The organism is Streptomyces sp. NPDC040589, assembly GCF_055594445.1.
The window spans coordinates 301,586-325,019 of sequence record NZ_JBVIWP010000001.1; the positions used below are offsets into that span (position 1 = coordinate 301,586).

21 protein-coding genes, 1 pseudogene and 2 riboswitches are annotated in these 23,434 nt (G+C 71.6%); of the genes and pseudogenes, 8 read left to right on the plus strand and 14 right to left on the minus strand.

Translation table 11 applies throughout. The annotated features are described in order from the left end of the window. Positions 1–275: 275 nt before the first annotated feature. Positions 276–944, minus strand: a complete 669-nt coding sequence (locus ACZ58V_RS01310; RefSeq protein ID WP_468195303.1) for an AAA family ATPase — start codon at positions 942–944, stop codon at positions 276–278. Positions 945–1,126: 182 nt separating this feature from the next. Continuing rightward, positions 1,127–1,227: riboswitch (glycine riboswitch) on the plus strand. Between the two features lies 1 nt (position 1,228). Further along, a riboswitch (glycine riboswitch) is annotated at positions 1,229–1,355 on the plus strand. Between the two features lie 39 nt (positions 1,356–1,394). On the opposite strand from ACZ58V_RS01310, the gene gcvT reads away from it, so the two are divergent. The 4 genes from gcvT (at position 1,395) to ACZ58V_RS01330 (ending at position 5,765) form a co-directional block, all read left to right on the plus strand. Further along, entirely contained in the window at positions 1,395–2,516 is a 1,122-nt protein-coding gene (gene gcvT / locus ACZ58V_RS01315) for a glycine cleavage system aminomethyltransferase GcvT (RefSeq protein ID WP_471287803.1), read from the plus strand. 124 nt (positions 2,517–2,640) lie between these two features. Continuing rightward, complete coding sequence (gene gcvH / locus ACZ58V_RS01320; protein WP_189727772.1) at positions 2,641–3,018, plus strand: glycine cleavage system protein GcvH; 378 nt, start codon at positions 2,641–2,643, stop codon at positions 3,016–3,018. A 14-nt stretch (positions 3,019–3,032) separates the two neighbouring features. Then, entirely contained in the window at positions 3,033–4,310 is a 1,278-nt protein-coding gene (glyA, locus tag ACZ58V_RS01325; RefSeq protein ID WP_184598687.1) for a serine hydroxymethyltransferase, read from the plus strand. An 87-nt stretch (positions 4,311–4,397) separates the two neighbouring features. Then, a complete protein-coding gene (locus tag ACZ58V_RS01330; RefSeq protein ID WP_468194779.1) occupies positions 4,398–5,765 on the plus strand; it encodes an L-serine ammonia-lyase in 1,368 nt (455 codons plus the stop codon). Positions 5,766–5,767: 2 nt separating this feature from the next. On the opposite strand, the gene ACZ58V_RS01335 is transcribed toward ACZ58V_RS01330, so the two are convergent. The 9 genes from ACZ58V_RS01335 to ACZ58V_RS01375 are packed head-to-tail and all read right to left on the minus strand — an operon-like array spanning position 5,768 to position 17,256. After that, positions 5,768–7,036 (minus strand): ATP-grasp domain-containing protein, encoded by a 1,269-nt coding sequence (locus ACZ58V_RS01335; RefSeq protein ID WP_468194776.1) that lies wholly within the window; start codon positions 7,034–7,036, stop codon positions 5,768–5,770. Positions 7,037–7,038: 2 nt separating this feature from the next. Then, positions 7,039–9,534 carry an ATP-grasp domain-containing protein gene (locus ACZ58V_RS01340; RefSeq protein ID WP_471287807.1) on the minus strand — a complete coding sequence of 832 codons (2,496 nt, stop codon included), beginning with the start codon at positions 9,532–9,534 and terminating at the stop codon, positions 7,039–7,041. Further along, positions 9,531–10,844: an MFS transporter gene (locus ACZ58V_RS01345; RefSeq protein WP_471287808.1), complete on the minus strand. Its 1,314-nt coding sequence runs from the start codon at positions 10,842–10,844 to the stop codon at positions 9,531–9,533. The genes ACZ58V_RS01340 and ACZ58V_RS01345 overlap by 4 nt, the downstream gene beginning before the upstream one ends. Then, a complete protein-coding gene (locus ACZ58V_RS01350; protein ID WP_468194768.1) occupies positions 10,841–11,509 on the minus strand; it encodes a hypothetical protein in 669 nt (222 codons plus the stop codon). The genes ACZ58V_RS01345 and ACZ58V_RS01350 overlap by 4 nt, the downstream gene beginning before the upstream one ends. After that, positions 11,506–12,603: a hypothetical protein gene (locus ACZ58V_RS01355; RefSeq protein ID WP_468194766.1), complete on the minus strand. Its 1,098-nt coding sequence runs from the start codon at positions 12,601–12,603 to the stop codon at positions 11,506–11,508. The genes ACZ58V_RS01350 and ACZ58V_RS01355 overlap by 4 nt, the downstream gene beginning before the upstream one ends. Continuing rightward, positions 12,600–13,460 (minus strand): hypothetical protein, encoded by an 861-nt coding sequence (locus ACZ58V_RS01360; protein ID WP_471287809.1) that lies wholly within the window; start codon positions 13,458–13,460, stop codon positions 12,600–12,602. The genes ACZ58V_RS01355 and ACZ58V_RS01360 overlap by 4 nt, the downstream gene beginning before the upstream one ends. Further along, entirely contained in the window at positions 13,457–14,242 is a 786-nt protein-coding gene (locus ACZ58V_RS01365; RefSeq protein ID WP_471287811.1) for a gamma-glutamyl-gamma-aminobutyrate hydrolase family protein, read from the minus strand. The genes ACZ58V_RS01360 and ACZ58V_RS01365 overlap by 4 nt, the downstream gene beginning before the upstream one ends. Next, positions 14,239–15,456 (minus strand): ATP-grasp domain-containing protein, encoded by a 1,218-nt coding sequence (locus tag ACZ58V_RS01370; RefSeq protein ID WP_468194758.1) that lies wholly within the window; start codon positions 15,454–15,456, stop codon positions 14,239–14,241. The genes ACZ58V_RS01365 and ACZ58V_RS01370 overlap by 4 nt, the downstream gene beginning before the upstream one ends. Before the next feature lie 3 nt (positions 15,457–15,459). Further along, entirely contained in the window at positions 15,460–17,256 is a 1,797-nt protein-coding gene (locus tag ACZ58V_RS01375; protein ID WP_471287812.1) for a hypothetical protein, read from the minus strand. Positions 17,257–17,840: 584 nt separating this feature from the next. On the opposite strand from ACZ58V_RS01375, the gene ACZ58V_RS01380 reads away from it, so the two are divergent. Together ACZ58V_RS01380 and ACZ58V_RS01385 are read left to right on the plus strand one after the other, a co-directional pair. Then, entirely contained in the window at positions 17,841–18,398 is a 558-nt protein-coding gene (locus ACZ58V_RS01380) for a glycoside hydrolase family 25 protein (protein ID WP_468194752.1), read from the plus strand. 61 nt (positions 18,399–18,459) lie between these two features. Continuing rightward, positions 18,460–18,791: pseudogene (locus ACZ58V_RS01385) on the plus strand (ATP-binding cassette domain-containing protein); the annotation flags it as partial. 74 nt (positions 18,792–18,865) lie between these two features. Here ACZ58V_RS01385 and ACZ58V_RS01390 read toward each other — a convergent pair. After that, complete coding sequence (locus ACZ58V_RS01390; RefSeq protein WP_189727755.1) at positions 18,866–19,078, minus strand: EF-hand domain-containing protein; 213 nt, start codon at positions 19,076–19,078, stop codon at positions 18,866–18,868. 48 nt (positions 19,079–19,126) lie between these two features. Next, entirely contained in the window at positions 19,127–20,041 is a 915-nt protein-coding gene (locus tag ACZ58V_RS01395; protein ID WP_471287813.1) for a helix-turn-helix domain-containing protein, read from the minus strand. Positions 20,042–20,090: 49 nt separating this feature from the next. Here ACZ58V_RS01395 and ACZ58V_RS01400 point away from each other — a divergent pair, with 49 nt between their 5' ends. After that, entirely contained in the window at positions 20,091–20,762 is a 672-nt protein-coding gene (locus ACZ58V_RS01400) for a GNAT family N-acetyltransferase (protein ID WP_471287814.1), read from the plus strand. Here the strand turns inward: ACZ58V_RS01400 and ACZ58V_RS01405 are convergent. Both ACZ58V_RS01405 and ACZ58V_RS01410 read right to left on the minus strand, forming a co-directional pair. Then, entirely contained in the window at positions 20,716–21,345 is a 630-nt protein-coding gene (locus tag ACZ58V_RS01405; RefSeq protein ID WP_471287815.1) for an ADP-ribosyltransferase, read from the minus strand. The genes ACZ58V_RS01400 and ACZ58V_RS01405 overlap by 47 nt on opposite strands. A 91-nt stretch (positions 21,346–21,436) precedes the next feature. Further along, a complete protein-coding gene (locus tag ACZ58V_RS01410; protein WP_471287817.1) occupies positions 21,437–22,615 on the minus strand; it encodes a YncE family protein in 1,179 nt (392 codons plus the stop codon). A 200-nt stretch (positions 22,616–22,815) separates the two neighbouring features. On the opposite strand from ACZ58V_RS01410, the gene ACZ58V_RS01415 reads away from it, so the two are divergent. Next, positions 22,816–23,331: a hypothetical protein gene (locus tag ACZ58V_RS01415; RefSeq protein ID WP_471287819.1), complete on the plus strand. Its 516-nt coding sequence runs from the start codon at positions 22,816–22,818 to the stop codon at positions 23,329–23,331. The last annotated feature ends 103 nt before the right edge of the window (positions 23,332–23,434 follow it).

Consider the following 23,434-nt stretch of genomic DNA (forward strand, 5'->3'; position numbering starts at 1 on the left):
CCCCACCAGCCGCAGACAGGCCAAGCCCGGGAACACCGGATCACCGGCCGCAGACAGCCAAGCCCAACAACACCCGCCCACCAGCCGCAGACAGCCAAGCCCGTGAACACCCCCCACCAGCCGCAGACAGGCCAAGCCCGGGAACACCGGATCACCGGCCGCAGACAGCCAAGCCCAACAACACCCGCCCACCAGCCGCAGACAGCCGGGCCTGTGAACACCCCCCAGCCGCAGACAGGCCAAGCCCGGGAACACCGGATCACCGGCCGGGGCGGTCAGCCGACGAAGCCGATGCGGTGCAGGGTGTTCGCCGCGTCGCGGTCGGCGAGGATCGCCGAGCCGCAGCCGGTGGGCAGTTCGCCCCGTTCCACCTCGCGCAGCAGGCGGGTGGTGGCCGCGCGGTGGCGCAGGAACGCGTATCGCGAGACGCCGCGACCGCGGTCGCGCTGGCCGGCCAGGGCCTGCTCGGGGGTGACGTCGAGCATCAGCAGGTGGAGCGTGCCGCCCCGGCGGCGGGCCTCGCGGGCCAGCCAGCGGCGGACCCAGGCCTGCGTGCCGCAGTCGTGCACGACGACGGCCTCCCCGCCGCGCAGTGCGCGGCGCAGCCCGAAGTAGTGGGCGAGGCGGACGAGCGGGCGGTAGACCGCGTACGGCAGGGCGCGCGGCATGCGGCGGTCCCAGTGGTCGCGGGTGTCCTGCGAGTCGATGCGCCGGCCCGGCACGGTGCGCCGCATCAACGTGGACTTGCCGCTGCCGGGCAGCCCCGTGACCACGACGATGTCGCGGGGGCCGAACAGCAGCGCGTGCGGGCCGCGGCCGGCGCGCTCGCGCAGATCGCGGACGACCGGCACCGGCTGCGGGCCGCAGGCCGCATGCGCCGGAGCGGTCGACTGCTCGGGCAGCGCGATGCCCGACGTCGTGGCGTACGCGGTGGTCCTGTTCACCGTGATCGTCCTCCCCTGGGGCCAGGTACGGAGTCCCATGCCCGCCGAGTGTAAAGAGAAGGTAATGCCCGATGTCTCTGGTTTTAGTCCTCTTCCTGCAACAGGCCTGCTACAGGGTGGTCCCCCTGCCACCCCGCGACAATGCGTGCAATGATGTGCCCGCCAACTGCATACCGGCCGTTTGAATCCGCGCGGGAGAGTCCCCAGCACCGTCCGACGCTGGGGCGCCGAAGGAGCAAGTCCCTCCCTTGAATCTCTCAGGCCCCGTTACCGCGCGGGCGAGGCACATCTGAAAAGCGGGCCGCACCCTTCTCCGGAGTCCGGGGAGGCGGCGTGGCCCCACCCAAGGTGCAAGCCGTGTCCCATGTGGTCATGGCGAACCTCTCAGGTTCCGATGACAGATGGGGAGGAACGACCTCGCCCGTCATGCCCCTGGGAGACGACCGACCGATGAGCAGTACAGGAGAACTCCGCCACACCGCGCTCGATGCCCTGCATCGTGCGCTCGGCGCGACGATGACCGACTTCGCCGGCTGGGACATGCCCCTGCGCTACGGCTCCGAGCGTGACGAGCACAACGCGGTGCGCACGAAGGCCGGGCTGTTCGACCTCTCCCACATGGGGGAGATCACCGTCACGGGGCCGGGGGCCGCCGCCCTCCTCGACCACGCCCTGGTCGGCAACATCGGCGGGGTCAAGCCCGGCCGCGCCCGCTACACCATGATCTGCCAGGCCGACGGCGGCATCCTCGACGACCTGATCGTCTACCGGCTGGCCGAGCAGGAGTACATGGTCGTCGCCAACGCCTCCAACGCCCAGGTGGTCCTGGACGCGCTGGTGGAACGTTCCGCCGGCTTCGACGCCGAGGTGCGCGACGACCGGGACGCCTACGCGCTGCTCGCCGTACAGGGCCCGGAGTCCCCGGGGATCCTGAAGTCCCTCACCGACGCCGACCTCGACGGCCTGAAGTACTACGCCGGTCTGCCCGGCACGGTCGCGGGCGTGCCGGCCCTCATCGCCCGCACCGGGTACACCGGCGAGGACGGCTTCGAGCTGTTCGTGAAGCCGGAGCACGCCGTCGAGCTGTGGCAGGCCCTGACCAAGGCGGGCGAGGGCGCCGGCCTGGTCGCGTGCGGGCTGTCCTGCCGCGACACGCTGCGCCTCGAGGCGGGCATGCCGCTGTACGGGCATGAGCTGAGCACCTCTCTGACCCCCTTCGACGCCGGGCTCGGCCGGGTGGTGAAGTTCGAGAAGGAGGGCGACTTCGTGGGCCGCGAGGCCCTGGCGGAGGCCGCCGCACGCGCCGAGCAGAACCCGCCGCGCGTCCTGGTCGGCCTTGTCGCCGAGGGCCGTAGGGTCCCGCGCGCCGGGTACCCGGTCGTCACGGACGGCGAGGTGATCGGCGAGGTCACCTCCGGCGCCCCCTCCCCCACGCTCGGCAAGCCGATCGCGATGGCGTACGTCGACCCCGCGCACGCGGCTCCCGGCACCTCCGGTGTGGCCGTGGACATCCGGGGCAGTCACGAGCCGTACGAGGTCGTGGCGCTGCCGTTCTACAAGCGCCAGAAGTAGAGACTGGCCAGGCGCCAGAAGCAGACACCGGCCGCGGGCCGCCACAGCGGTCCCGGGCATCTCACCCCCGCTCACCAGCGGTCCCCTTCATCAGCACTCCCGCGCGTACAGGAGAATCCAGGCCATGAGCAACCCCAAAGAGCTGCGGTACAGCAAGGAGCACGAGTGGCTGTCGGGCGCCGAGGACGGCGTCTCGACGATCGGCATCACGGAGCACGCGGCGAACGCGCTCGGCGACGTCGTCTTCGTCCAGCTCCCGGCGGTCGGTGACGCCGTGTCCGCGGGCGAGACCTGCGGCGAGCTGGAGTCGACCAAGTCCGTCTCCGACCTCTACTCCCCGGTCTCCGGTGAGGTCACCGAGGTCAACGAGGACGTCGTGAACGACCCGTCCCTGGTGAACTCGGCCCCCTTCGAGGGCGGCTGGCTGTTCAAGGTGCGCGTCACGGACGAGCCGGGCGACCTGCTCTCCGCCGACGAGTACACCGCGTTCTCCGCCGGCTGAGAGGTCGTAGCCGTATGTCCGTCCTGAACACATCCCTGCACGAGTTCGACCCGGCCGTGGCCGCCGCGGTCGACGCCGAGCTGCACCGGCAGCAGTCCACGCTCGAGATGATCGCCTCGGAGAACTTCGCCCCGGTCGCGGTCATGGAGGCGCAGGGCTCGGTCCTGACCAACAAGTACGCCGAGGGCTACCCGGGCCGCCGCTACTACGGCGGCTGCGAGCACGTCGACGTGGTCGAGCAGATCGCGATCGACCGCGTCAAGGAACTGTTCGGCGCCGAGCACGCCAACGTCCAGCCGCACTCCGGAGCCCAGGCCAACGCCGCCGCGATGTTCGCGCTGCTCAAGCCGGGCGACACCATCATGGGTCTGAACCTCGCGCACGGCGGGCACCTGACCCACGGCATGAAGATCAACTTCTCGGGCAAGCTCTACGACGTCGTCGCCTACCACGTCGGCGACGACGGCCGGGTCGACATGGCCGAGGTGGAGCGGCTGGCGAAGGAGTCCCGGCCGAAGCTGATCGTCGCGGGCTGGTCGGCCTACCCGCGGCAGCTGGACTTCGCCGAGTTCCGCCGGATCGCGGACGAGGTCGGCGCGTACCTGATGGTCGACATGGCGCACTTCGCCGGGCTGGTGGCGGCGGGGCTGCACCCGAACCCCGTTCCGCACGCGCACGTGGTGACCACGACCACCCACAAGACGCTGGGCGGCCCGCGCGGCGGTGTGATCCTCTCCACGGCCGAGCTCGCCAAGAAGATCAACTCCGCTGTCTTCCCCGGTCAGCAGGGCGGTCCGCTGGAGCATGTGATCGCGGCCAAGGCGGTCTCGTTCAAGGTCGCGGCCTCCGAGGACTTCAAGGAGCGCCAGCGCCGTACGCTGGAGGGTGCCCGCATCCTGGCCGAGCGTCTGGTGAAGGACGACGTCCGGGCCGTGGGCGTGGACGTCCTGTCCGGCGGCACGGACGTGCACCTGGTCCTGGTCGACCTGCGCCACTCGGAGCTGGACGGACAGCAGGCCGAGGACCGCCTCCACGAGGTGGGCATCACGGTCAACCGCAACGCCATCCCGAACGACCCGCGCCCGCCGATGGTGACCTCCGGTCTGCGGATCGGCACGCCGGCCCTGGCGACCCGGGGCTTCGAGGCCGAGGACTTCGCGGAGGTCGCGGACGTCATCGCCGAGACGCTGAAGGCGCCCGCTCCCTTCGGGGCCGCCGACGCCGACGCGCTCAAGGCCCGGGTGAAGGCCCTGGCCGACAGGCACCCGCTGTACCCGGGCCTGAACAAGTAACGAAGAAACCCTTCAGGGCGCCGCGCCCGCCACAAGCGGTCGCGGCGCCCGGCCCCACCGCACCACCCCCGTAGTCAGGAGTTCCCCGTGGCCATCTCGGTCTTCGACCTGTTCTCGATCGGCATCGGCCCGTCCAGCTCCCACACGGTCGGCCCGATGCGCGCGGCCGGCCTGTTCGTCCGGCGGCTGCGCAACGAGGAGCTGCTGGAGTCGGTCGGATCCGTCCGTGCCGAGCTGTACGGCTCGCTCGGCGCCACCGGCCACGGCCACGGCACGCCCAAGGCGGTCCTGCTCGGCCTGGAGGGCGACTCGCCGCGCACGGTCGACGTGGAGAAGGCCGACGCCCGGGTGGACGCGATCAGGACCGACGGCCGGCTGAATCTGCTGGGCGAGCACGAGATCGCGTTCTCCTTCGACGACGACATGGTCCTGCACCGCCGCAAGGCCCTCCCGTACCACGCGAACGGCATGACCCTGTGGGCGTACGACGCCTCGGGCGCGGAGCTGCTGACGAAGACCTACTACTCGGTCGGCGGCGGCTTCGTCGTCGACGAGGAGGCCGTCGGCGCGGACCGCATCAAACTCGACGACACCGCCCTGAAGTACCCCTTCCGCACGGGCGACGAGCTGCTGCGCCTGGCCCAGGAGACGGGCCTGTCCATCTCGGCGCTGATGCTGGAGAACGAGCGCGCCTGGCGCACCGAGGAGGAGATCCGCGCCGGCCTGCTGGAGATCTGGCGGGTGATGGAGGCGTGCGTGGCGCGCGGCATGTCCCGCGAGGGCATCCTGCCGGGCGGTCTGAAGGTGCGCCGCCGGTCCGCGAACACCGCGCGCAAGCTCCGCTCCGAGGGCGACCCGAAGGCCCTCGCCATGGAGTGGATCACCCTCTACGCGATGGCGGTCAACGAGGAGAACGCGGCAGGCGGCCGGGTCGTCACCGCCCCCACCAACGGCGCGGCCGGCATCATCCCCGCGGTCCTGCACTACTACGTCAACTTCGTGCCGGGCGCCGACGAGGAGGGCGTGGTCCGCTTCCTGCTCGCCGCGGGCGCGATCGGCATGCTGTTCAAGGAGAACGCCTCCATCTCCGGCGCCGAGGTCGGCTGCCAGGGCGAGGTCGGCTCCGCCTGCTCGATGGCCGCGGGCGCCCTGGCCGAGGTCCTCGGCGGCTCACCCGAACAGGTCGAGAACGCCGCCGAGATCGGCATGGAACACAACCTCGGCCTCACCTGCGACCCGGTCGGCGGGCTGGTCCAGATCCCGTGCATCGAACGCAACGGCATGGCCGCGGTCAAGGCCGTCACCGCCGCCCGCATGGCGATGCGCGGCGACGGCTCCCACAAGGTGTCCCTCGACAAGGTCATCAAGACGATGAAGGACACCGGGGCGGACATGTCGGTGAAGTACAAGGAGACGGCCCGGGGCGGGCTGGCGGTGAACATCATCGAGTGCTGAGGTCACGTGGGCGGAGCGATCTCCGCTCGTAGTGCCTTCACAGCCGTCTCCAAGGCGCCCTGGACAGCCTCGCCGGTGTCTCCGGTGGCGATCACCGCGCCGAGCAGGCTGGAGGAGAAGTGCTCGGGCGGCAGCCTGATGGCGGTGCCCGGGCTGCGGTCGAGCACGATGTGATGGACGCCGGGGACGCCCAGCGCGGTGTCGAGGCCGTCGACCCGGAGGAGCTTGCCCGCCGCCGGGGCCGTGATCTTCCGCAGGCCGGCGTGCAGGGGCGGCTGGTCGGGCAGGCGCGGAGCCTGGCCGGTGGCGACCCGGATCACGTTCTCGTGGAAGGGGACCCCTGTCGCCAGTCCCACGAGATGGGAGCCGATGTAGTCGCCGCCGGCGCGGGCCGCGACCTCGATCAGGCGGGCGCCCGTCCCCGGGTCGTACATGCACTCCAGGTGGAAGGCGCAGTCGTCGAAGCCGAGGGCGAGGACGGTCTCGTGGGTGAGAGCGTGCACGGCCGAGCTCGCGGCGTCGGGCAGGGCGCTGGGATGCAGGTGGGCGAGTTCCAGGCGGAACGGCTCGGTCGTCGTCTTGTCGGTGATTCCGCAGACGGTCACCTCACCCCGGTGAACGAAGCCTTCGACGCTGTGCTCAGTGCCCCGCAGCAACTCCTCGAGGACCAGGTCGCCGCGGTCGTGGCGGAAGATGCTGTCGCCGTCCGCCCCGGTCAGGCGCGTCAACTCATCGAAGGCGGGCCGCAGTTCATGCTCCTCCCGCAGCAGGTAGATGCCCTTGCTCCCGCTGCCGGCGGCCGGCTTCAACACCGCCGGGAGCCCGATGTCCGCCAGCGACCGCACCGCGTCCCGCCAGGTCCGTACTCGGGCGAAGCGAGGGATGAGGTGCGGCCGGTCCGCGAGGGCCTGGCGCATGAGGTACTTGTTGCGGGCGAGGCGGGCCGCGGCGGGGGCGATGCCGGGCAGACCGAGGCGCCGGGCGGCGCGGGCCGCCGGTTCGACACCCGCGTCCCCCCAGGCGACGACGCCGGCGACGGTGTGCGCGGTGGCGACGGCGTCCACGGCCGCGTCGAAGGCGTCGGTGTCGTGCGGATCGACGGCGCGTACGTCGGTGAGCAGGGCGCCCGGCAGTCCGGCGGGGGGCTTGCCCGCGAGGAGTGCCACGGAGAAGCCGCACCGGTGGGCGGCCTCCAGGGCGGGGCGATGTTCGAGCGGGTTCTTGCGCAGCCCGACGAAGACGACGACGGGGCGTGGGGCGGGCTCGGGCACGGTCACTCCACCTCGATGACGAGCTCGGACTCGACGCGGTCGAGGAGCGCGTCGAACTCCTCGGCCGTGTCCGCCCCCAGGACGACGAGCAGGCACCAGTCCATGGCGTGCGAGACGCCGAACGTGTCCCCGGTGCTCTTGGAGCGGCGCCAGCCGAGCACACCGTCGACCGCCTGTATCCGACGGTCCGTCGGCATGGCCGTGATGGTCCCGGCGCGGGACGGGCGCAGGTGCAGCGCCCCGATGTGGCGGCGCGGGGGCGTCGCATCCGCTGTGCGACCGTACAGAAGGCCGGTGGCGACGGTGTCGTACACGCTGTGCCCGAGGCCCGCGGAGAGCATGTCGGGGACCCAGCCGCCGCCGATGCGGGTGGCGATCTCCGAGAAGACCAGTTCGCCCGCGGGGGTCTCGAACGCCTCCATGTGGGTCACGGCGGTCTCGATTCCCAATGCCTCGTTGACGCTGGTGTGCATGCCGAGGAGGCGTTCATAGAGCTCGGGGTGGTCCTCGCGGGGGAGGATGTACGAGCCGTCCCGGGAGCGCGGGGTCTCGTGCTCGTCACGCGCCGGGACGTGGTCGAGCCGGGGCGCGTAGTACGCGCTCACGGTCAGGAAGAGCGGTTTGCCCGCCGACCAGAGCGCGTCGATGTGCAGCTCGCGGCCGTCCACGAAGCGTTCGACGACGAGGTGCCCGGAGCTGAGCCGCTCGGGCTTCGGCAGGTCGCGCAGGACGGCGGCGATCTCCGTCGCGTTCTCGACCCGCACGGTGCTCATGGTGCCGAAGCCGAACGCCGGTTTCACCACGGCCGGGAACCCCACGTCGGGCAGGGGGTCGCCGTCGGCGAAGGAGGCGCCGACGGGCAGGGAGGCCCACGGGGTGACGGCGACACCGGCGCCGGCCACGAGGTGTTTCATCATCCGTTTGTCGCGGACGGCCGCCTGCATCGCCGCGCTCGCCGCGCCGCAGTCGAGCAGGCCGCGCAGCTGGGCGGCGCCGAGCTGGCCGTCCTCGGAGAAGCAGAGCACCTGGTCGACCCGGACGCCGCGCACGGCGAGGTCCACGGCGACGCCGGTCATCTCCTCGACCGAGTCGGTGCTGCCGACGCGGTAGACGGCGCGGGCCGCGCCGAGCAGTTCGGGGGACGCTGCGGCGCGGTCCGCCTCGGCCTCGTCGAGCACCAGGTGGAGGTGCGGGGTGGCGGCGAGCAGTGCCCGGACCATGTCGGGGCGCCACTTGCAGAGCACGACGGTGGGCCCGTCCTCGGCGATCCTGGGCGGTTCGGCGTCCGGGGCGGGTCGCGGTGCCGGAGCGGCGGTGTCGGGCTCCATGCGGATCTCGATCTGCCCGCGGACGAGGTCGGCCGCGGCGTCCACGTCCGCGGGGCCGTCGGCGAGGAGCAGCACATGGGCGACCCGGTCACCGGACGAGTGGAGGCCTGCGACGAGGTCCCCGGCGTGCTTCTTCTGCCCGACCCTGACCACCTCGGGGCGTTCCGCCGCTTCCCCGGTGCCGTCCACGGACGCGATGCGGCCCGGGCGCGGTGCGGGCAGGAACAGCACGCCCGCGGTGCGGGGGCGTCCGGCCGGGAGGCTCACGGTCCTGCCGAGGGACAGTTCGATGACGCTGCGGAAGAAGTCGTGCCCGTACGCCCGGCACATCAGTTCCATGATGTGGTCCCCGGGGGTGCGCACGGCGAACTCCATCGGCCGCAGCGCGCTCCCGTCGTCGCGGTACTCCAGGTGCACGATGCCGGTGCGGATGCCGGCGGCGGCCACGAGTGCGGCGGTCTGCGCGTCGGCGCGGTCACGTTCGGCGGGAACGTACGGCAGCTGGTGCTGGAGTTCGACGAACTCGGGCGGCCCGGTGGTCACCTTGCGGGTGTGGTTCCCGAAGATCACCTCACCGTCCTGGACCAGTCCTTCCCAGCTGTACTCGGGTGCGTCGAGGTACTCCTCGATCAGTACCAGCCCGCCCACGTCCCGGCGGTCCAGGTCGGCGCGCAGCTCGTCCTCGTTCGCGACACAGTGGACGCCGACGCTGCCCATGCCTCGCAGCGGCTTGACGACGACCGGGTAGCGGCCGCGGCTCCATGCGGCGGCCCGGTCGGCGTCGTCGACGACGGCGTGGTCGGGCTGGGGAAGTCCGGCGTGCGCGAACAGGGCCCGCTGGACCGCCTTGTTGCGGCTGGCCTCGGCGGCGGCGAGGGAAGGGCCGGGCAGTCCGAGCCGCTCCTGCACGCGGGCCGCGGCCAGCACGTGCTGTTCGGCGAAGGGCACGACGCCCCGGGGGCGGTGGCGGTCGGCCAGGCCCAGCGCGCCCTGGAGCCAGTGTGTCTCGGTGCTGCCCGAGGGGGTGGCGAAGTGCGCGACGCGGCTCTCGTGCTGCTCGCGCCAGGCCTCGTCGTCGAGCAGGACGGTGCGCAGGCCGAGGTCGTGGGCGGCGTCGACGTAGCCCCGGCCCATGATGCCCGCGCCGACCAGCAGCAGTGTGTCCGTCATGTCGTGTCCCCTGTGTGTGACGCGGGTGTCGGTTCGGGTGAGCCGGCGGCGGGTGCCGGCGCCACTGCGCGCCGCCGGCCGACGGCAAGGAGCAGCAGCAGGCAGAACGAGGCGAGACTCAGCCAGACGGCGGTGGCCTCGCCGGTGAGCGTGAGGGCGACGCCGACGGAGGGCCCCGCGGCCGTGCCGATGCCCATCGCGCCTGCGGCCAGCGCGGAGACGCGGGTGACGTCGCGCGGGCCCACCGAGTCGATCAGCCATGGGTGGAACGAGCAGGAGTAGGCGCACTCGCCGAGCGCGAAGACGACGGCGAAGAGCAGGAGTCCGGCGTAGCGGACGGGCAGCGGGCCGAACGCCGAGGCCGCGGCCGCGGCGTACGCCGCGGCCCACAGCACCACCGCCGCCCGCAGTCCGTACGCCTCGTCGCGGCTGCTCAGCAGGCGGGTCACCCAGGTCTGCCCGAGGGCCACCACGAGGGTGTTCACCAGCAGCAGGCCCGAGACGGTGCCGAGGCCTATGCCCATCAGCCGGACGGCCACGAGCGGCGCGGTCGCCTCGAACTGGCTGTGGCCGAAGAGGTAGGCGCCGAGCTGGAACAGGACGGCGAGCGCGCCGGCCGCCCCGAGCCACTTCCAGCCCCTGCCGGCTGCGCCGGGCTGCCCGTCGTCCTCGGGCCCGTCGGGGCCGGTCGAGTGCTCGGCGTCAGCGGTCCGGGTCGCTTCCCGGCGCTCCCGTGCCCGGACCCGGTGGAAGGCGTAGGTGAGCGGCAGATAGCTCAACGCGTTGCAGACGAACAGCCACGGCACCGCCGAGGTGGTGAGGATCCCCGTGGTCAGGCCGGCGGAGACGGCCCCGAGTCCGAGGCCGACGTTGATCGCCCGGTAGCGGCGGGCGAAGACCGAGCGTCGCTCCTCCTGGGGCGTCAGGGAGTTGAGCACCGGCACCATGGACACCAGCAGGCAGCCCTGGCCGCAGCCGATGAACAGGACGGCCGCGCACAGGAAGGCCAGGGAGCCCGCGACGGCGGTTCCCAGGAACCCCACGGCGAGCATCAGCGTGCCGGCGAGTCCGAGGAGCGCGGGCCGCGGTGTGAACCGGCCGGTCGCGAGCACACCGGTGGTCGCGAGGTTCGCCGCGGCGGCGGCACCGTAGAAGACGCTGACGCCGGCCGTGCCCACGGCGGGCAGGTCCGACAGGTAGAGCGCGGTGTACGGATACACCAGACCGGAGCCGAACGCCGACACGCCGTTGACGAGGATCAGCACGTCGGCCGCGGTGAAGCGCCGCGCGGAACTCTGTTGCCTGCTCACGCGGCCGCGCCCTGTTCCGCGAAGGCCGTGTTGAGGAAGTACGTCCAGTCCCGTGCGCCCGGATCAGAGACGTGCAGCAGGTTCTCCACCGCGTCGTAGTGCGTGGTGGGGTAGCGGACGACCCGGCGCACCATCTCCTTGGCGATGTGCAGGGTCGACAGTTCCTCCTCCCCCGCGTAGCGGTAGAGCTCCACCTCCTGGTCCACCAGGTAGCCGCGCAGACTGCCGGCGAGCCGGGTGAAGTGGGTGTTGTCCGCGTACAGGCCGAGGAAGTCGCGCTGTGTGCACCGGGTGCGCCGGTGGTCGGCGACCGTGAAACCGAACGCGTCCGCGATGCCCAGCACCAGGCCGGACGTTCGGACGCAGCCGTCTTCGCCGGGGTCGAGGACCGGCCCGGAGAGCAGGTTCCGCAGGGCGGCGAGCCGCAGGCCGGGGGCGTGGAGGGTGCGGACGTACCAGTCCCGGGCGCGCACCTTGCGCTCGATGTTGGCCAGCGCCCATGCGACGGCCTGCTCGGAGGTGTCCACCTCGAAGGCCTGGGCAGTGGCGGGCTCGTACACGCGCAGGAGTCCGCGCACCGCGTCCCGGGCCGACGCGGCAGGGCACCGCGCGTAGGGGCCGGCGAGGATGTCGGGTTTCAGAATGAGCAACGCGCCCGCGCTCATCGGGCCTCCCCCAGAAGCAGGTCGAGCAGTCCGAGCAGCCGGACCAGGTCGTCGTCGGCGACGGTGCGGTACAGACCGACGCGCAGCGCGGTCGGCCGCGCGGGGTCGGCGAGCCCGTAGGCCAGGGCCCACGTCCCCAGGAACTCCGTCACATCGCGCACGGCGGCCGGTGCGAGGGCGGTGGGCAGCACGGCGGCGAGGTCGCGTCCCGGCCGCTGCGGCGGACCGACGAGCCAGGAGCTGCCGGCCGTGTGGGCGCGGAGCAGCTCCATGCGGGCCTCGATCTCGCCCTCCATACGTTCGGGGTGCGACTCGGCGAGGGTGCGCACACCGTGGGCGAGCATCATCAGGTCCGAGGCGCTGGGACGCGGGGCGTCCGGCGCCTCCGCGTCCAGCAGAGCGCGGACGCGGAAGGGTCCGCCGTCCCCTTCCGCCCGGGCAGCCGCGGCGGCCCTGGGGGACAGGGTGAGGACGGTGGAGCCGGGCACGACACCGAAGAGCCAACTGGGGCAGAAGCACGCCACGTCCAGTTCGCCGAGGAGGGTGTCGTCGAGCGGCCAGGAGGTGCGCGAGAGGTCCGCGGCGGCCCATCCGCCGGTGCCGTGGGACACGGTCGGCCGCTCGGCCCCCTCGACCGGCCGGGGGACGGCGTCGTGGGCCCGGGCCCACTTCTCCTCGGCGATCATCCGGGCCACGGCGTGCGGCGGGGCGGAGACGAGGACACAGACGTGGCCGTCCGGCAGGTGCAGCAGCGCGCGCAGCTCCTTCAGGAGCGACGCCAGGAAGCCATCGGTGTGGGCGAAACCGGGCTGGAGCCCGAGGACCACGGGCCCGGACCGGGCGAGGGCCGCGAGCCGGTCGGCGGGAACGGGGACACACGCGCCGCCCAGCCGGGGCTCGCGGGGTATCAGCGCGTCGGGCAGGTCGTACAGCTCGACGGGCGTGAAGCCGCGCCCGGTGTGGGGTGTGACGGTCCGGGTCACGGCGTCGACGGCTCGGAAGTCGCGCTCACCGCGGGCCGTTTCGGTCCGCGCCGTGGTGTCGGCGTCGGTTTCGCTCAGGTCGTCATGGTCGACGAGGGGCATCGGCGTCATCCCAGCTTCGGTCGGGCCACGGTGCGGACGTACGGGCCCGCCAGGTCGCCTGCCGCGTCGATGACCGCGGCGAGTTCGGCCCGGGTCTGTGCCACCGCGGCGGCGGTGTCGGGGGGCGGGACGAGCAGGTTCCGGGCGACATGCGCGGCACAGCCGGCGCCGGCGTGGCGCGCCACCTCCCGCTGGAGCAGCCGGACGAGCCACTTGACCGAGGGAACGGTCACGCCCGCGGCGGCGAGCGCGCACTGTCCGGTGTGCACGAGGGCCTCTCGGTACATCCAGGCGGCCGAGTCGGCGTGTCCGTCGGCCAGTTCGCCCGACACGTCGGTGAGCCGGTTGACGGCGGCGACCGCGGCGACGTTCAGCAGATAGCGGGGCAGGTCACCGGTACCCAGTTCCTCGCGCAACTCCCGCAGCCGGTCGGGGCGCCGCAGGGCGCGGCCGGTCCGGACACGGTGCAGGATCTTGAGGTTGTCCTCGTCGACGAGCTGGGCGATGCCCTTCTCCCCCGACAGACTCGCCACGCTGGTGCGGAAGGCGTCCCGCAGGATGCCGAGTGCGGCCGGGTCGAGGACGGCGACGTTGACCTCCCGGCCCTCGTGGCAGGCCACGGTCGCCGTGCGCTCGCCCTGCCGGGCCGCGGTCTCCGACCCGGTGACCCGCAGGTCGCCGACGACGTACAGGTCGAGGTCGGAGTTGCGGTTGGCGAGTCCGTCGGTCGTGGAGCCGGCGAGGAAGAGCAACTCGTCGTCGCTGCCGCCGGCCGCCGCGAGGGCGGTGACGGCGAGCGCCTCGAAATCGGTAGCCTGCTCCGCCGCCCCGTTCACGGAGGCGGTCGGGGTTCCTGGTGCGTTCACTGCTGTTCCTTCGACGTCATCCGGGACCGGCAGCGGCTGCCGAACGCCGCCAGGACCGCGCGGTCCAGAACTGATCGGCCTGTGTGGTGCTCGAAGTGCCACTGCACCCCGAGGACGAAGCGGTCCGGCGCGCCGACGCTGATCGCCTCGACCGTCCCGTCCGGGGCCACGGCCTCGACGAAGACCTCGCCGGGGATCTTGTCCAGCCGGTCGCTGTGCTGCGAGTTGACCGGCACGGCGGCCGGATCCTGTGCGGGGCCGGCCAGCCCCGCGAGGAGACCGCCCGGCCGCACGGCCACCGTGTGGGCGGGCGCCCACCGGTCGGGCCCGTCCACGCCGGCCCGCAGCCGGTGCTTCACCTCCGAGTGCGGCACGGAGGCGAGGGTGCCGCCGTGGTGCACGGCGAGCTCCTGCATGCCGCGGCAGCTGGCGAGCACGGGCAGGCCGGGCATCTCGTCGGCCGCACGCAGCAGCGCGGCCGCGGTCTCGTCCCGGGCCGGGTCGTACTCCCTGCCGGCCACGGCGTGGGCCTCCCGGCCGCCGTAGCGGACCGGGTGGACGAACGAGCCGCTGCCGGGGAGCACCAGCCCGTCCAGGCGGGCCAGGACGCTGCGGGCGTGTCCGGGGCGCACGGTGTGGATCAGCACGGCGGCCACGCCCGCGTGGTCCAGAAGGGGCTCGGTCAGATGGTCGTTGACCCGGGAGTAGGTGGTGCCGTTGGCCCGTTCCTTCCGGCAGGCGAGGACTCCGACCAGCGGGAGATGCGGAGGACCGCCGGTCACCGGGCCGACTCGCGTACGTCCACGACGGCAGCGGGCAGGCCTGCCGGGTCCTCGGTGACGACGACGGCCACGACGGTGTCCGTACCGGGCCAGTCCTCGGCGAGGACGACCTGCGGGTGGGTGAGCGCCGTCTCGGCCACATCGGCAGCCGGGCGCCCCGACTTGGGCAGGAGCACCATCGCGGCGCCGCGCACCGGGTCGGGGGTATCGCCCGGCAGCTCGCCGTCGGTGAGCAGAGCGAGCAGCGCCTCGTAGGGCCGGACCGCCCCCTGGTGCGCGTACGGAATGAGGTGAGAGTTGATCAGGTCGCCGCCGAGCCGACCGCCGACCTCCAGGACGACGGGGCCGGAAGAGCCGAGGCGCAGGTCGACGTGGAACCCGCCGGTCCCGAGGCCGACGGCGAGCACGGCCTGTTCGGCGGCCCTCTTCAGGTCCTTGGCCTCCGTGTCCGACAGGGCGGAGGGGACGGCCGTGGCCCACGACGGGGACAGCGGCCCGTCGACGCTCTTGTCGGTGACGCCGAGGATGCGCACCGTGCCCTCGGAGACGACGCCGGAGACCGAGTGCTCGGAGCCCTCCACGTACTCCTCGACGAGGAAGTCGCTGGTTCCGGAGTAGTTGGCGGCCGTGAGCGCGAACACCTCGTCCAGACCGGTCTCCTCGGTGATCAGCGCCATGCCGCGGCCGCCGGAGCAGTGGGCGGGCTTGAACACCAGGGGCCGGCCGGACGTGCCGAGTTCCGCGGCGAAGGTCCGCAGGTCGTCGGCCGTCCGGCCCGCCCGCCACGGCGGGTTGAGCCCGTACGGTTCCATGGCCCGGCGCTGGGCGGCCTTGTCCGTCGTGACGTCCGCGGCGGCGGTACCGATGCCGCGCACCCCGAAGCGTTCGGCGAGCAGCGCGGTGAGGCCGACGAACTTGTCCCCCCAGCAGGCGACGGCGGCAGGGGCCTGGCCGGGCGAAGCCTGAGCGGCCTGTTCCGCGAGCGAGGCGCCGCGGTCGAAGGAGCCGCGCCGGTGGTCGGGGAGCCCGGTGTGGGAGACGTCGGCGTCGGATGCGACGTGGACGCTCAGTCCCCGGGCCGTGGCGGCGTCGAGTTCGGCGCGCCATTCCAGAGGGGAGCGCCGCAGGCCGAGGTAGAGCACCATGCCGCTCCGGGCCTCGCCGTCGTGGTCCGCCGTCGTCGGGTTCACCGCGGGGGTGTTGGCTGTGGTCATCTGTCAGACACCGTTCTTGTTCGCCGTCGTGGCCTGCGCGCCCCGAGGGGCTTCCGTACCGTAGCGATGCTGGTACCAGGTGTTGGTGAAGTCGTCGACCACGGCGGTCTCCGCCCGTTTCTCCAGCCGCAGGGCGCGTTCCTGGTAGAGACCGCGCAGGATCTCGCCCATCGCGATCGCCGCGCGCAGGTCACGCAGGGTGTAGACATCGCCCTCGCTGCGCATCAGCCGCAGGTCGTGCGTGCCGGGCCGGTGCGCACCCGCGAGGGTGATGCCGAAGGGGATACGGATGGCGTGCCGCACACCGTTCGCCACGTGACCCTGGTGGTGGTGCGAGGTCCACTCCGTCATGTCGGGCATGGACGGGGCGAAGAACCAGTCGCGTTCGGCGAAGCTCTCGTCGTCCGTGACGGCGGCGGCGTGGGGCATGAAGTGCCAGCCGTTCCAGCGCATGCGGGCCGCGATGGCACGCACCACCTGAGGCACCTCGGCGGCGGCTCCCGCGTCGGTGAGCCGGCGGCGGAAGCCCTCGCCGGGTACGACGCAGCAGTAGTACTCGCTGGTCTTCCAGTGGCCGGGCTCGATGCTGCCCTCGGCGAGCAGCATGCTGAGCCGAAGGGTGTCGCGCGGGCCGCGGGACATGCTGACGTCGGACCCGGTGCCGGTCCCGGCGGCGCCGACGAGCTCGTGCAGGACTTCCTCGAAGCGGCTGCCGAACCCGGGCTGCGAGGGCCGTGGGTCGCCGTCGAGGAGCGGCTGCCAGTCCACCTCCAGTGCGCCGTCGCGGACGGCCTCGGGCGCGGACGGCACAAAGCCGGAAAGCGTGTCGAGGAACTCCTCCGGCACGTCCGCGCCGGTCACCGGAGTGGCGAAAAGGTGTTCCTTCTTGTTGATGGTCATCGACTGGACCGTCCGGTATACCACCGCTCCGGACTCCAGTTTCCGCACCCTCAGTCCCCGGGCGAGATCCGCGAGTTCGAAAAGCCTGCCGACCGGTGAGGCGGATTCCGCGATGTCGGGAATGTCTCCGCCGTACGCGAGGACGCGACCCTCCAGGAATGCCGTGAGCCTGCTCGGAATGAGCTGCGTGCCGCTGAATTCCTCGGTACGGGAAGGGGTGCCGGAGGAAATCAGCGCCGACATGCAGACGACGAAGCAGGCGTCTGTCGCGCTCCAGTGGCTCAAAGGCGTTTCGGAAAGTACCTTCAACCGGCAACGGTCGGACTCCGGACCCACGGACTTGCCGACGAGATTGCCCTCACGGCCCAGATTCGTGTAGCAGGCATCGCCGATGTAGAGGCGTATCGGCCCGACGTGCCGGAACAGGAAGCGCAGCCGGGCAACGAGATCCGTGGCGTGCTCTTCGCCCTTGCCCCGGAGCCAGCCGCGGCAGGACTCGATCTCTGCGGCCTCGCGTGCGGCGAGGCGTGCGCGCTCGGCGCCGAGCCCCTCCGGCACCCCGTCGGGCCAGTCGATGCCGGCGACGATGCGCAGGTCGGGCACGCCCGTCTCGCCGGGGCCCAGAATGCAGACCTTGCCCGCCTTGAGCTGGCCGAAGCGGTACCCGTCCACGTGATCCAGGTCCACGGCGGCCGGGGCGACGATGGCGCGTGCGGCTTCCGCCACGTCGAGCAGGTGGCGTTCGCCCGGTCTCAGCGCGCCGAGCGCCACCTCGGGCGCGAGTCGCTCGCCGATCGTTGCCAGATGCCGGACCGCGGCGCCGGCGGCCGTGTGCGCCACGGCTTCCGAGGCGACCGTCTCCAAGAGCTTGTCGAAGCCCTCGGTGCGTAAAAGCCCCATTGCGCTTTTCCCCCGAGTGATGGCGCACCGATGAGGCATGCGAGCGAGGCGTTCTTCGGTGAACGCTCACATGCCCATACGGAACGCGAAGTGAAAGAGTGAAGACCGTGCGTATACGGCCGATCGGCCACGCACTGCGATATCCCCCTGGCAGAAGGAGAGGGAACGCCGGTGGTCCTCCCCTGCGGTGCCGGAAAAGCCCCGTTGCAACTCCGACGACAGCGGCCCCGACTCTCTCAGGAATCCGCCACGCGAGCAGACCTTAACCTCGGCGACATCTGCGGGCAACCATCGGCGGCGGAAACAGGAGAGCGGCCGGCCCGCCGACTCGGCCCGACCGGAGGCCCCGCGAGCGGGAGAAATCCCAGGTGAACCTGCGGTGACCCCCCGGTCACGCGCAGCCAAGGACCGCTGCAGGAAATGTTTTTGAGTGTCCACCATGTGGTCGGATCGAGCGTCTCACTGGCACGTCGGCGCACCCCGACACCCGGCAAGGTTGACATTGCCACGTCACTCCGCAGCAGGCCGTGCCATGGTGGTGGGCACCAACTCCCCACCCCCACTGGCACTTCAGGGAGCCCCCCATGCTGCGCGGCATCGACGTGAGCGCCTACCAGTCCTCCTCCTACGGCACCGACGGCCTCTCCTTCGTCTTCGTCAAGGCGACCGAGGGGCGTTCCTACGTCAACCCCAAGCTCGCCGCCCAGACGAAGCGGGCGCGTGACGCGGGACTGGTCGTCGGCTTCTACCACTTCCTGTGGCCCGGCAACCTCACCGCCCAGGCCGAGTACTTCGTCGGCAAGGCCCCGGACCGGGCGGGCGACATCCTCGCCGTCGACTGGGAGACGACCAGCAACGGCACGCACGCGAGCAACGCGGAGAAGGATCTGTTCATCCGCAAGCTGAAGGACCTTCGGCCGAACAACCAGGTGGTGCTCTACTGCAACCGGAACTTCTGGCTGAACATCGACACGACCTCCTACGCGGGCGACGCCCTGTGGATCGCCGACTACGTCTCCGCGGGCAAGCCCCGCATCAAGGCGAAGTGGCGCTTCCACCAGTACACCGACGACCCGCTGGACAAGAACGTGGCCGACTTCGAGAGCAAGGCGGCGCTGCGGAGATGGGCCGAGGACGCCTGACCGGCCGGGTGTCCTAGCCGCTGAACCCCGGCGTGCGTTCCGGGGACGCCTCCGACAGGGCCTTGGTGACCGCGCCATGCCCGAGCCCCGGCTGCTGCTCCTGGACGAACCGGCCACCGGCCTGGACCTGCCGGCCGGGAGGGGCTGATCGGGGCGCTGGAGGAGCTGCGCCGGGACCATCCACGCCTGGCGACGGTCCTGGTCACCCACCACCTGGAGGAGCTTCCGTCCCACACCACGCACGCCCTGCCGCTGCGCGAGGGCCGTCCGCCGGCCGGCGGTCCGGTGGCCGAGGTGCTGACCGCCGATCGGCTCGGCAAGTGCTTCGACCTGCCGCTGGCCCTGGAACGGCGGGACGGCCGCTGGAGCGTGCGCACGGCTCGCGGGGCATGACGAGGGGCCCGGTCCGACCGAGGTCGGACCGGGCCCCTTCGTTCAGGAAGCGGAGCGCCTCCGGCAGCGGGCTACTACTTGTTCAGGTAGGCCCAGAACTCGTCGAAGCTCAGCTGCTTGTCGCCGTCGAGGTCGCGGGTCTTGATGACGACCTCGGCGACGGACTCGGTGACGTTCCAGTCACCCGACCGGGCCAGGGCGGTCTTGAACTCGGCAGCGGTGATGAATCCGTCGCCGTCCGTATCGATCCGCTCGAACTGCTTGCGTGCTTCCTCGATGTCCGCCACCGATCCGCCCCTACTCTCGTGTTCTGCGTCGTGCTGACGCAGGTCAGATTAACTGGCCGTGCGCGCCTCCAGCGCGGCGACCACCCAGGCGAACTCCTCGTCGTAGGTCGGCTGGGGGTCGAGGCCGTTGACGACGGCCTGGAGTTCGCGGTAGCGGGCGACCCGTACGTTGGAGGCGGCCGTGAGGCGTCCGAGCACGGCGGACCGGTCGGTGTCGCCGAGCAGGTCCGTCAGGACGTCGTCGGCCTCCGGCGCCCCGGGGGCGATGCCGCGCTGCCGGGCGTCGGCCGCGAGCTGTACGAGCCGGCTGATGAACCACAGGGACGAACCGGCCGGGACGTCCGGCCCCCGGTCGGCCGCGTTGAACTCGATCATCTGCCGCATCTGGGCGCGGAAGCCGGGGTCCTGGATCAGCTCGGCGAGCTCCACCCAGGCGTCGACCTGCCCGGGCGTGGGGTCGTCGGGCAGCTCGGCGGCCGCGAGACGCAGCCTGTGGCGGATGTCCGGGTCGGCCGTGTCGATCCCCTCGAAGACCTCCGCCATGAAGTCCTCGACAATCTGCCGCCGTTCGGCCGCCGAGAGCCGTGCCAGTCTGTTCATGAGTGTCATCTCCTCCGCGCTGGAACCCCGCTTCGCCACCGTCGACAGCACCGCACGGGTCACCTTGAGGGAGCGGATCTGCGCGTCCAGCGCGACCACGTGCGCGGCGGCGACCTGCGCGACCGTCGTCTCGCCGGCCAGGACCCGGCGGACGTCCGCCAGGCCGAGGCCGAGTTCGCGCAGGGTGCGGATCAGCTCCAGACGGGCCACGGACGCGGCGTCGTACAGCCGGTAGCCGCCCGCGGACCGGGCCACCGGGGGCAGCGCGCCCTCGTCGGACCAGTAGCGGATGGTGCGCACGGTCAGCCCGGTGACCCGGGCCAGTTCCCCGATGGTGAGCATTCCGGTGCCGTCGTCGGTCATGTCTGCGAGTCTGGGCCCTCCAGTGGGTGGAGACTCAAGGAGCGCGTCGGTGGCGGACACTCTGCGGGACATTCTGGACGCGGCGGCCCGAGGCGTCTTCCCGCCGGCGGACGGCGGGACGACGATCGTGAACCAGCCCTCGCACCGGGACGCGGGGGTCCTCGCCTTCACGGCCCACTCGGTCGTCTTCACCGACGAGGATCCCGGCTGGATACGCCGGACGCTGGCCGGCACCGACTGCGACGGTCTCGCGGCCACGATGAACGCCCGTTTCCTGGCGGCCCTCATGGACCGGACCGGGCGTACGTCCGACACGATCGACGTGCTGCTGACCGGCGCCGCGCTGCCCGGGGAGCCTCCGCTCGCGTTGACGGAGATCGACGATCCCGGCCATCCACGGGTGGTCTCCGCACGTCGCCGGCGTGACGACGTGCGGGTGTGGGCGGCGGACGGCGGGGTCCTCGTCCTCGGCCGTGGGGTGGCCGGGCGGTGGGAGGTCGCGGTCGAGGTGGCGGAGGAGGCGCGCCGGCGGGGGCTGGGGCGGCGGCTGGTGGAGGCGGCGCGGCACCTGGTCGGGGACGCGCCGGTGTGGGCCCAGGTGTCGGCGGGGAACGCCCGTAGTCTGCGGGCGTTCCAGGCGGCCGGCTACCGGCCCGTGGGCTCGGAGGCGCTGCTCAGTGCCAGGGCTCGTAGTGCGGATTGCTCTCGCACTTGCTCATGATCTCGGTCTTGGTCTGCTTGTCGACCGGGCAGACGCCGATGATGTACTGCCGGGCGACGCCGCCGGGGAAGGCGACCTCGTGCTGGTCGGCCCACCTGTGGGTGTCGCCGATGGTCTTGTTGACGTCGATGCCGCCGGGGGCGTCGACGTAGTAGTTGAAGCCGGAGCGCCACTGCTTGTACAGGTCGTGGTCGTACGACGTCGACACATACGGGGACGGCTGGTTGACCAGGACGTACTTCTCCAGGTCGTACTGGCCGGCGATGACGTCCTTGGGGTGGAAGCCCTCCTCGAAGATGACGGACGGGCCGCGGCCGTCGGCGCGGTAGAGGGTGCCGCAACTGGTGCGCCAGGAGGGTTCGGGGGTGATGCGGTCGACGTCGACACGGCGGTCGGCGGCGGCCTTGATCTTGTCGGTGAACCGGACGGGACAGGCGGCCGGCGCGGGGGCGGCGGCCTTGGCGGCAGCCGTCGCGGACGTCGGGACGGGCGCCTGGACGGGCGTGGCGGCCGTGGTCGTGAGAACGGCCGCGAGGGCGAAGGCGGCGGCAGCGATCCGCCGCCGCAGGGTCATGGTGATCACGAGGGCACGATGGCGGGTCCGCGGCGCCGGGCGTTGGACCCTCACCCGATCAGGGCGTGTCAACTTCCCTTCAGTGGACGGCAGATGACGCTCACCGGAAGATGCCCGTGTGACCGAGGGAGTAGCGGCCGGGCTGCGGGTAGACCGCGAGGCCGTGCGGGCCGCTGCCGACGGGGATGCGGGCGAGCTGGGCGCCGGTGCGGGTGTCGATGGCGTAGACCTCGGCGTCGTAGCGGCCGGAGAGCCACAGGACCTTGCCGTCGGCGGAGACGCCGCCCATGTCGGGGCTGCCGCCGTCGGGCAGGTCCCACTTCTTGGTGAGCTTGTTCCGGGTGAAGTCGAAGACGGAGACGGTGCCTTCGCCGCGGTTGGAGACGTACATCTCGCGGGAGTCGCGGCCGACGTAGAGGCCGTGGCAGCCCTTGCCGGTGGGCAGCAGGGTGGGCTGGGTGAACTTGTCGCCGTCCAGGACCCACATCCCGTGGGCCATCATGTCGGCGATGTAGAACCTCTTGCCGTCCGGCGAGACCTTCACGTCCTGGGGCATGGCGCCCTCGAACGGCAGTCTCTGCTGCCCGACGACCTTCATCTTCTCGGTGTCGACCTTGAGCAGTTCGCCGCTGAACTCGCAGGAGACGATGAAGTAGCGGCCGTCGAGGGAGAAGTCGGCGTGGTTGACGCCGTAGCAGGAGACCGGGACCGTCTTCTTCCGGTCCATGGTGTGCGGGTCGCGGAAGACCAGCTCGCGGTCGAGGGAGGCCATCACGACGGCGTACTTGCCGTTGGGCGTGAAGTAGAGGTTGTACGGGTCGTGGACCTCCACCTCCTTGCCCGCCTTGCCGGTCTTCGGGTCGATCGGGGTGAGGGTGTGGCCGCGGTTGTTGTTGACCCAGAGCGTCTTCAGGTCCCAGGAGGGCACGACGTGCTGGGGTTGCCGGCCCACTCGGATCGTCTCGATGATCTCGTACGTCTTCGGGTCGATGACGGAGACGGTGTCGGACTCGGTGTTGGGGACGTAGACCCGGGACGGGAAGCCCTTGACCACGGGCGACAGCTTGTTCGGGCGGTCGGCCGCGTAGACGTCCTTCGGGTCGAGGACGGGCGGCATGCCCGGCAGGCCCTGGACGGTCTTCTTCTCGGGCGGGGCGGGCACGGCGGCCTTGGTGGGGCGTGTCCCGGACGTCCGCTCCTCGCCCTGGGTGCCGCAGGCGGCGAGGACGGCGAGTGCGGCGCCCGCGACGAGGGTGCTCTTGAGGAAGTGGCGGTGCATTGGACCATTTAAGGTGCGTTTCGCGGTGAAATCGGTGATTCGCCCGATCGGCATCCAGGTGAGTCGTCGCAGGTCACACCCCCGGTCGAACCCCGGCCGCCACCGTCGCCTTCCCTGTTGGATCGGCATGTTGGAGCGGATCGAGCAGGGGTGGATGAGTGTTGGGTTGGCGTGCGTTCTGGGTGCCGACAGATCGCCAAGTGGCGGTGGATCGGGTGTCTGTTTTGGCTGGATGGGAGGACCTGGCTGTACGTGAGGATCGCGTTGGGATTCATCCTGGGGATCCGATTCTTCTTTCTCCGGACTACCGGATCGACGAGGTACTGAGCCAGTATCTGTGCCGGTCGTCGTTCGCCCGTCTCGCGCAGGAGACGAAGCGCAACTACACGGACGACTACTGCCTGTTCTTCGATTTCCTGTGGGGTCGCGGGAAGTGGTGGAGCGAGGCGTCGGCGGACGATCTGTGGGACTTCGAGGAGCGCCTGCGCCAGCAGGTCCGGCGGCTGAAGGAACTACGGGCCGCGGACGCCGAAGAGATCACCCAGCTCAAAGGTGACGTAGAGGCGCTGGTCGGCGCCCTGCACCAGTCGATGATGGAAAACCGACTGCTGCACCAACAGTTGTCCGCAGGTGCCAGCGTGGTTCGGGTACTGCCACACCCGAGGATCAAAGGCACCCCACACCCGGGGCCGCCCGACCTCAATGCCGGTTCTTGACCCCTTCACCGGCGACGGTGGCTCGCATCGACTGGCCCTGACCAGGACAGATAGCGAAACGCTGCTGGAGCACTCGGAGGTAACGCCCCTGGCGGCAGGGGGC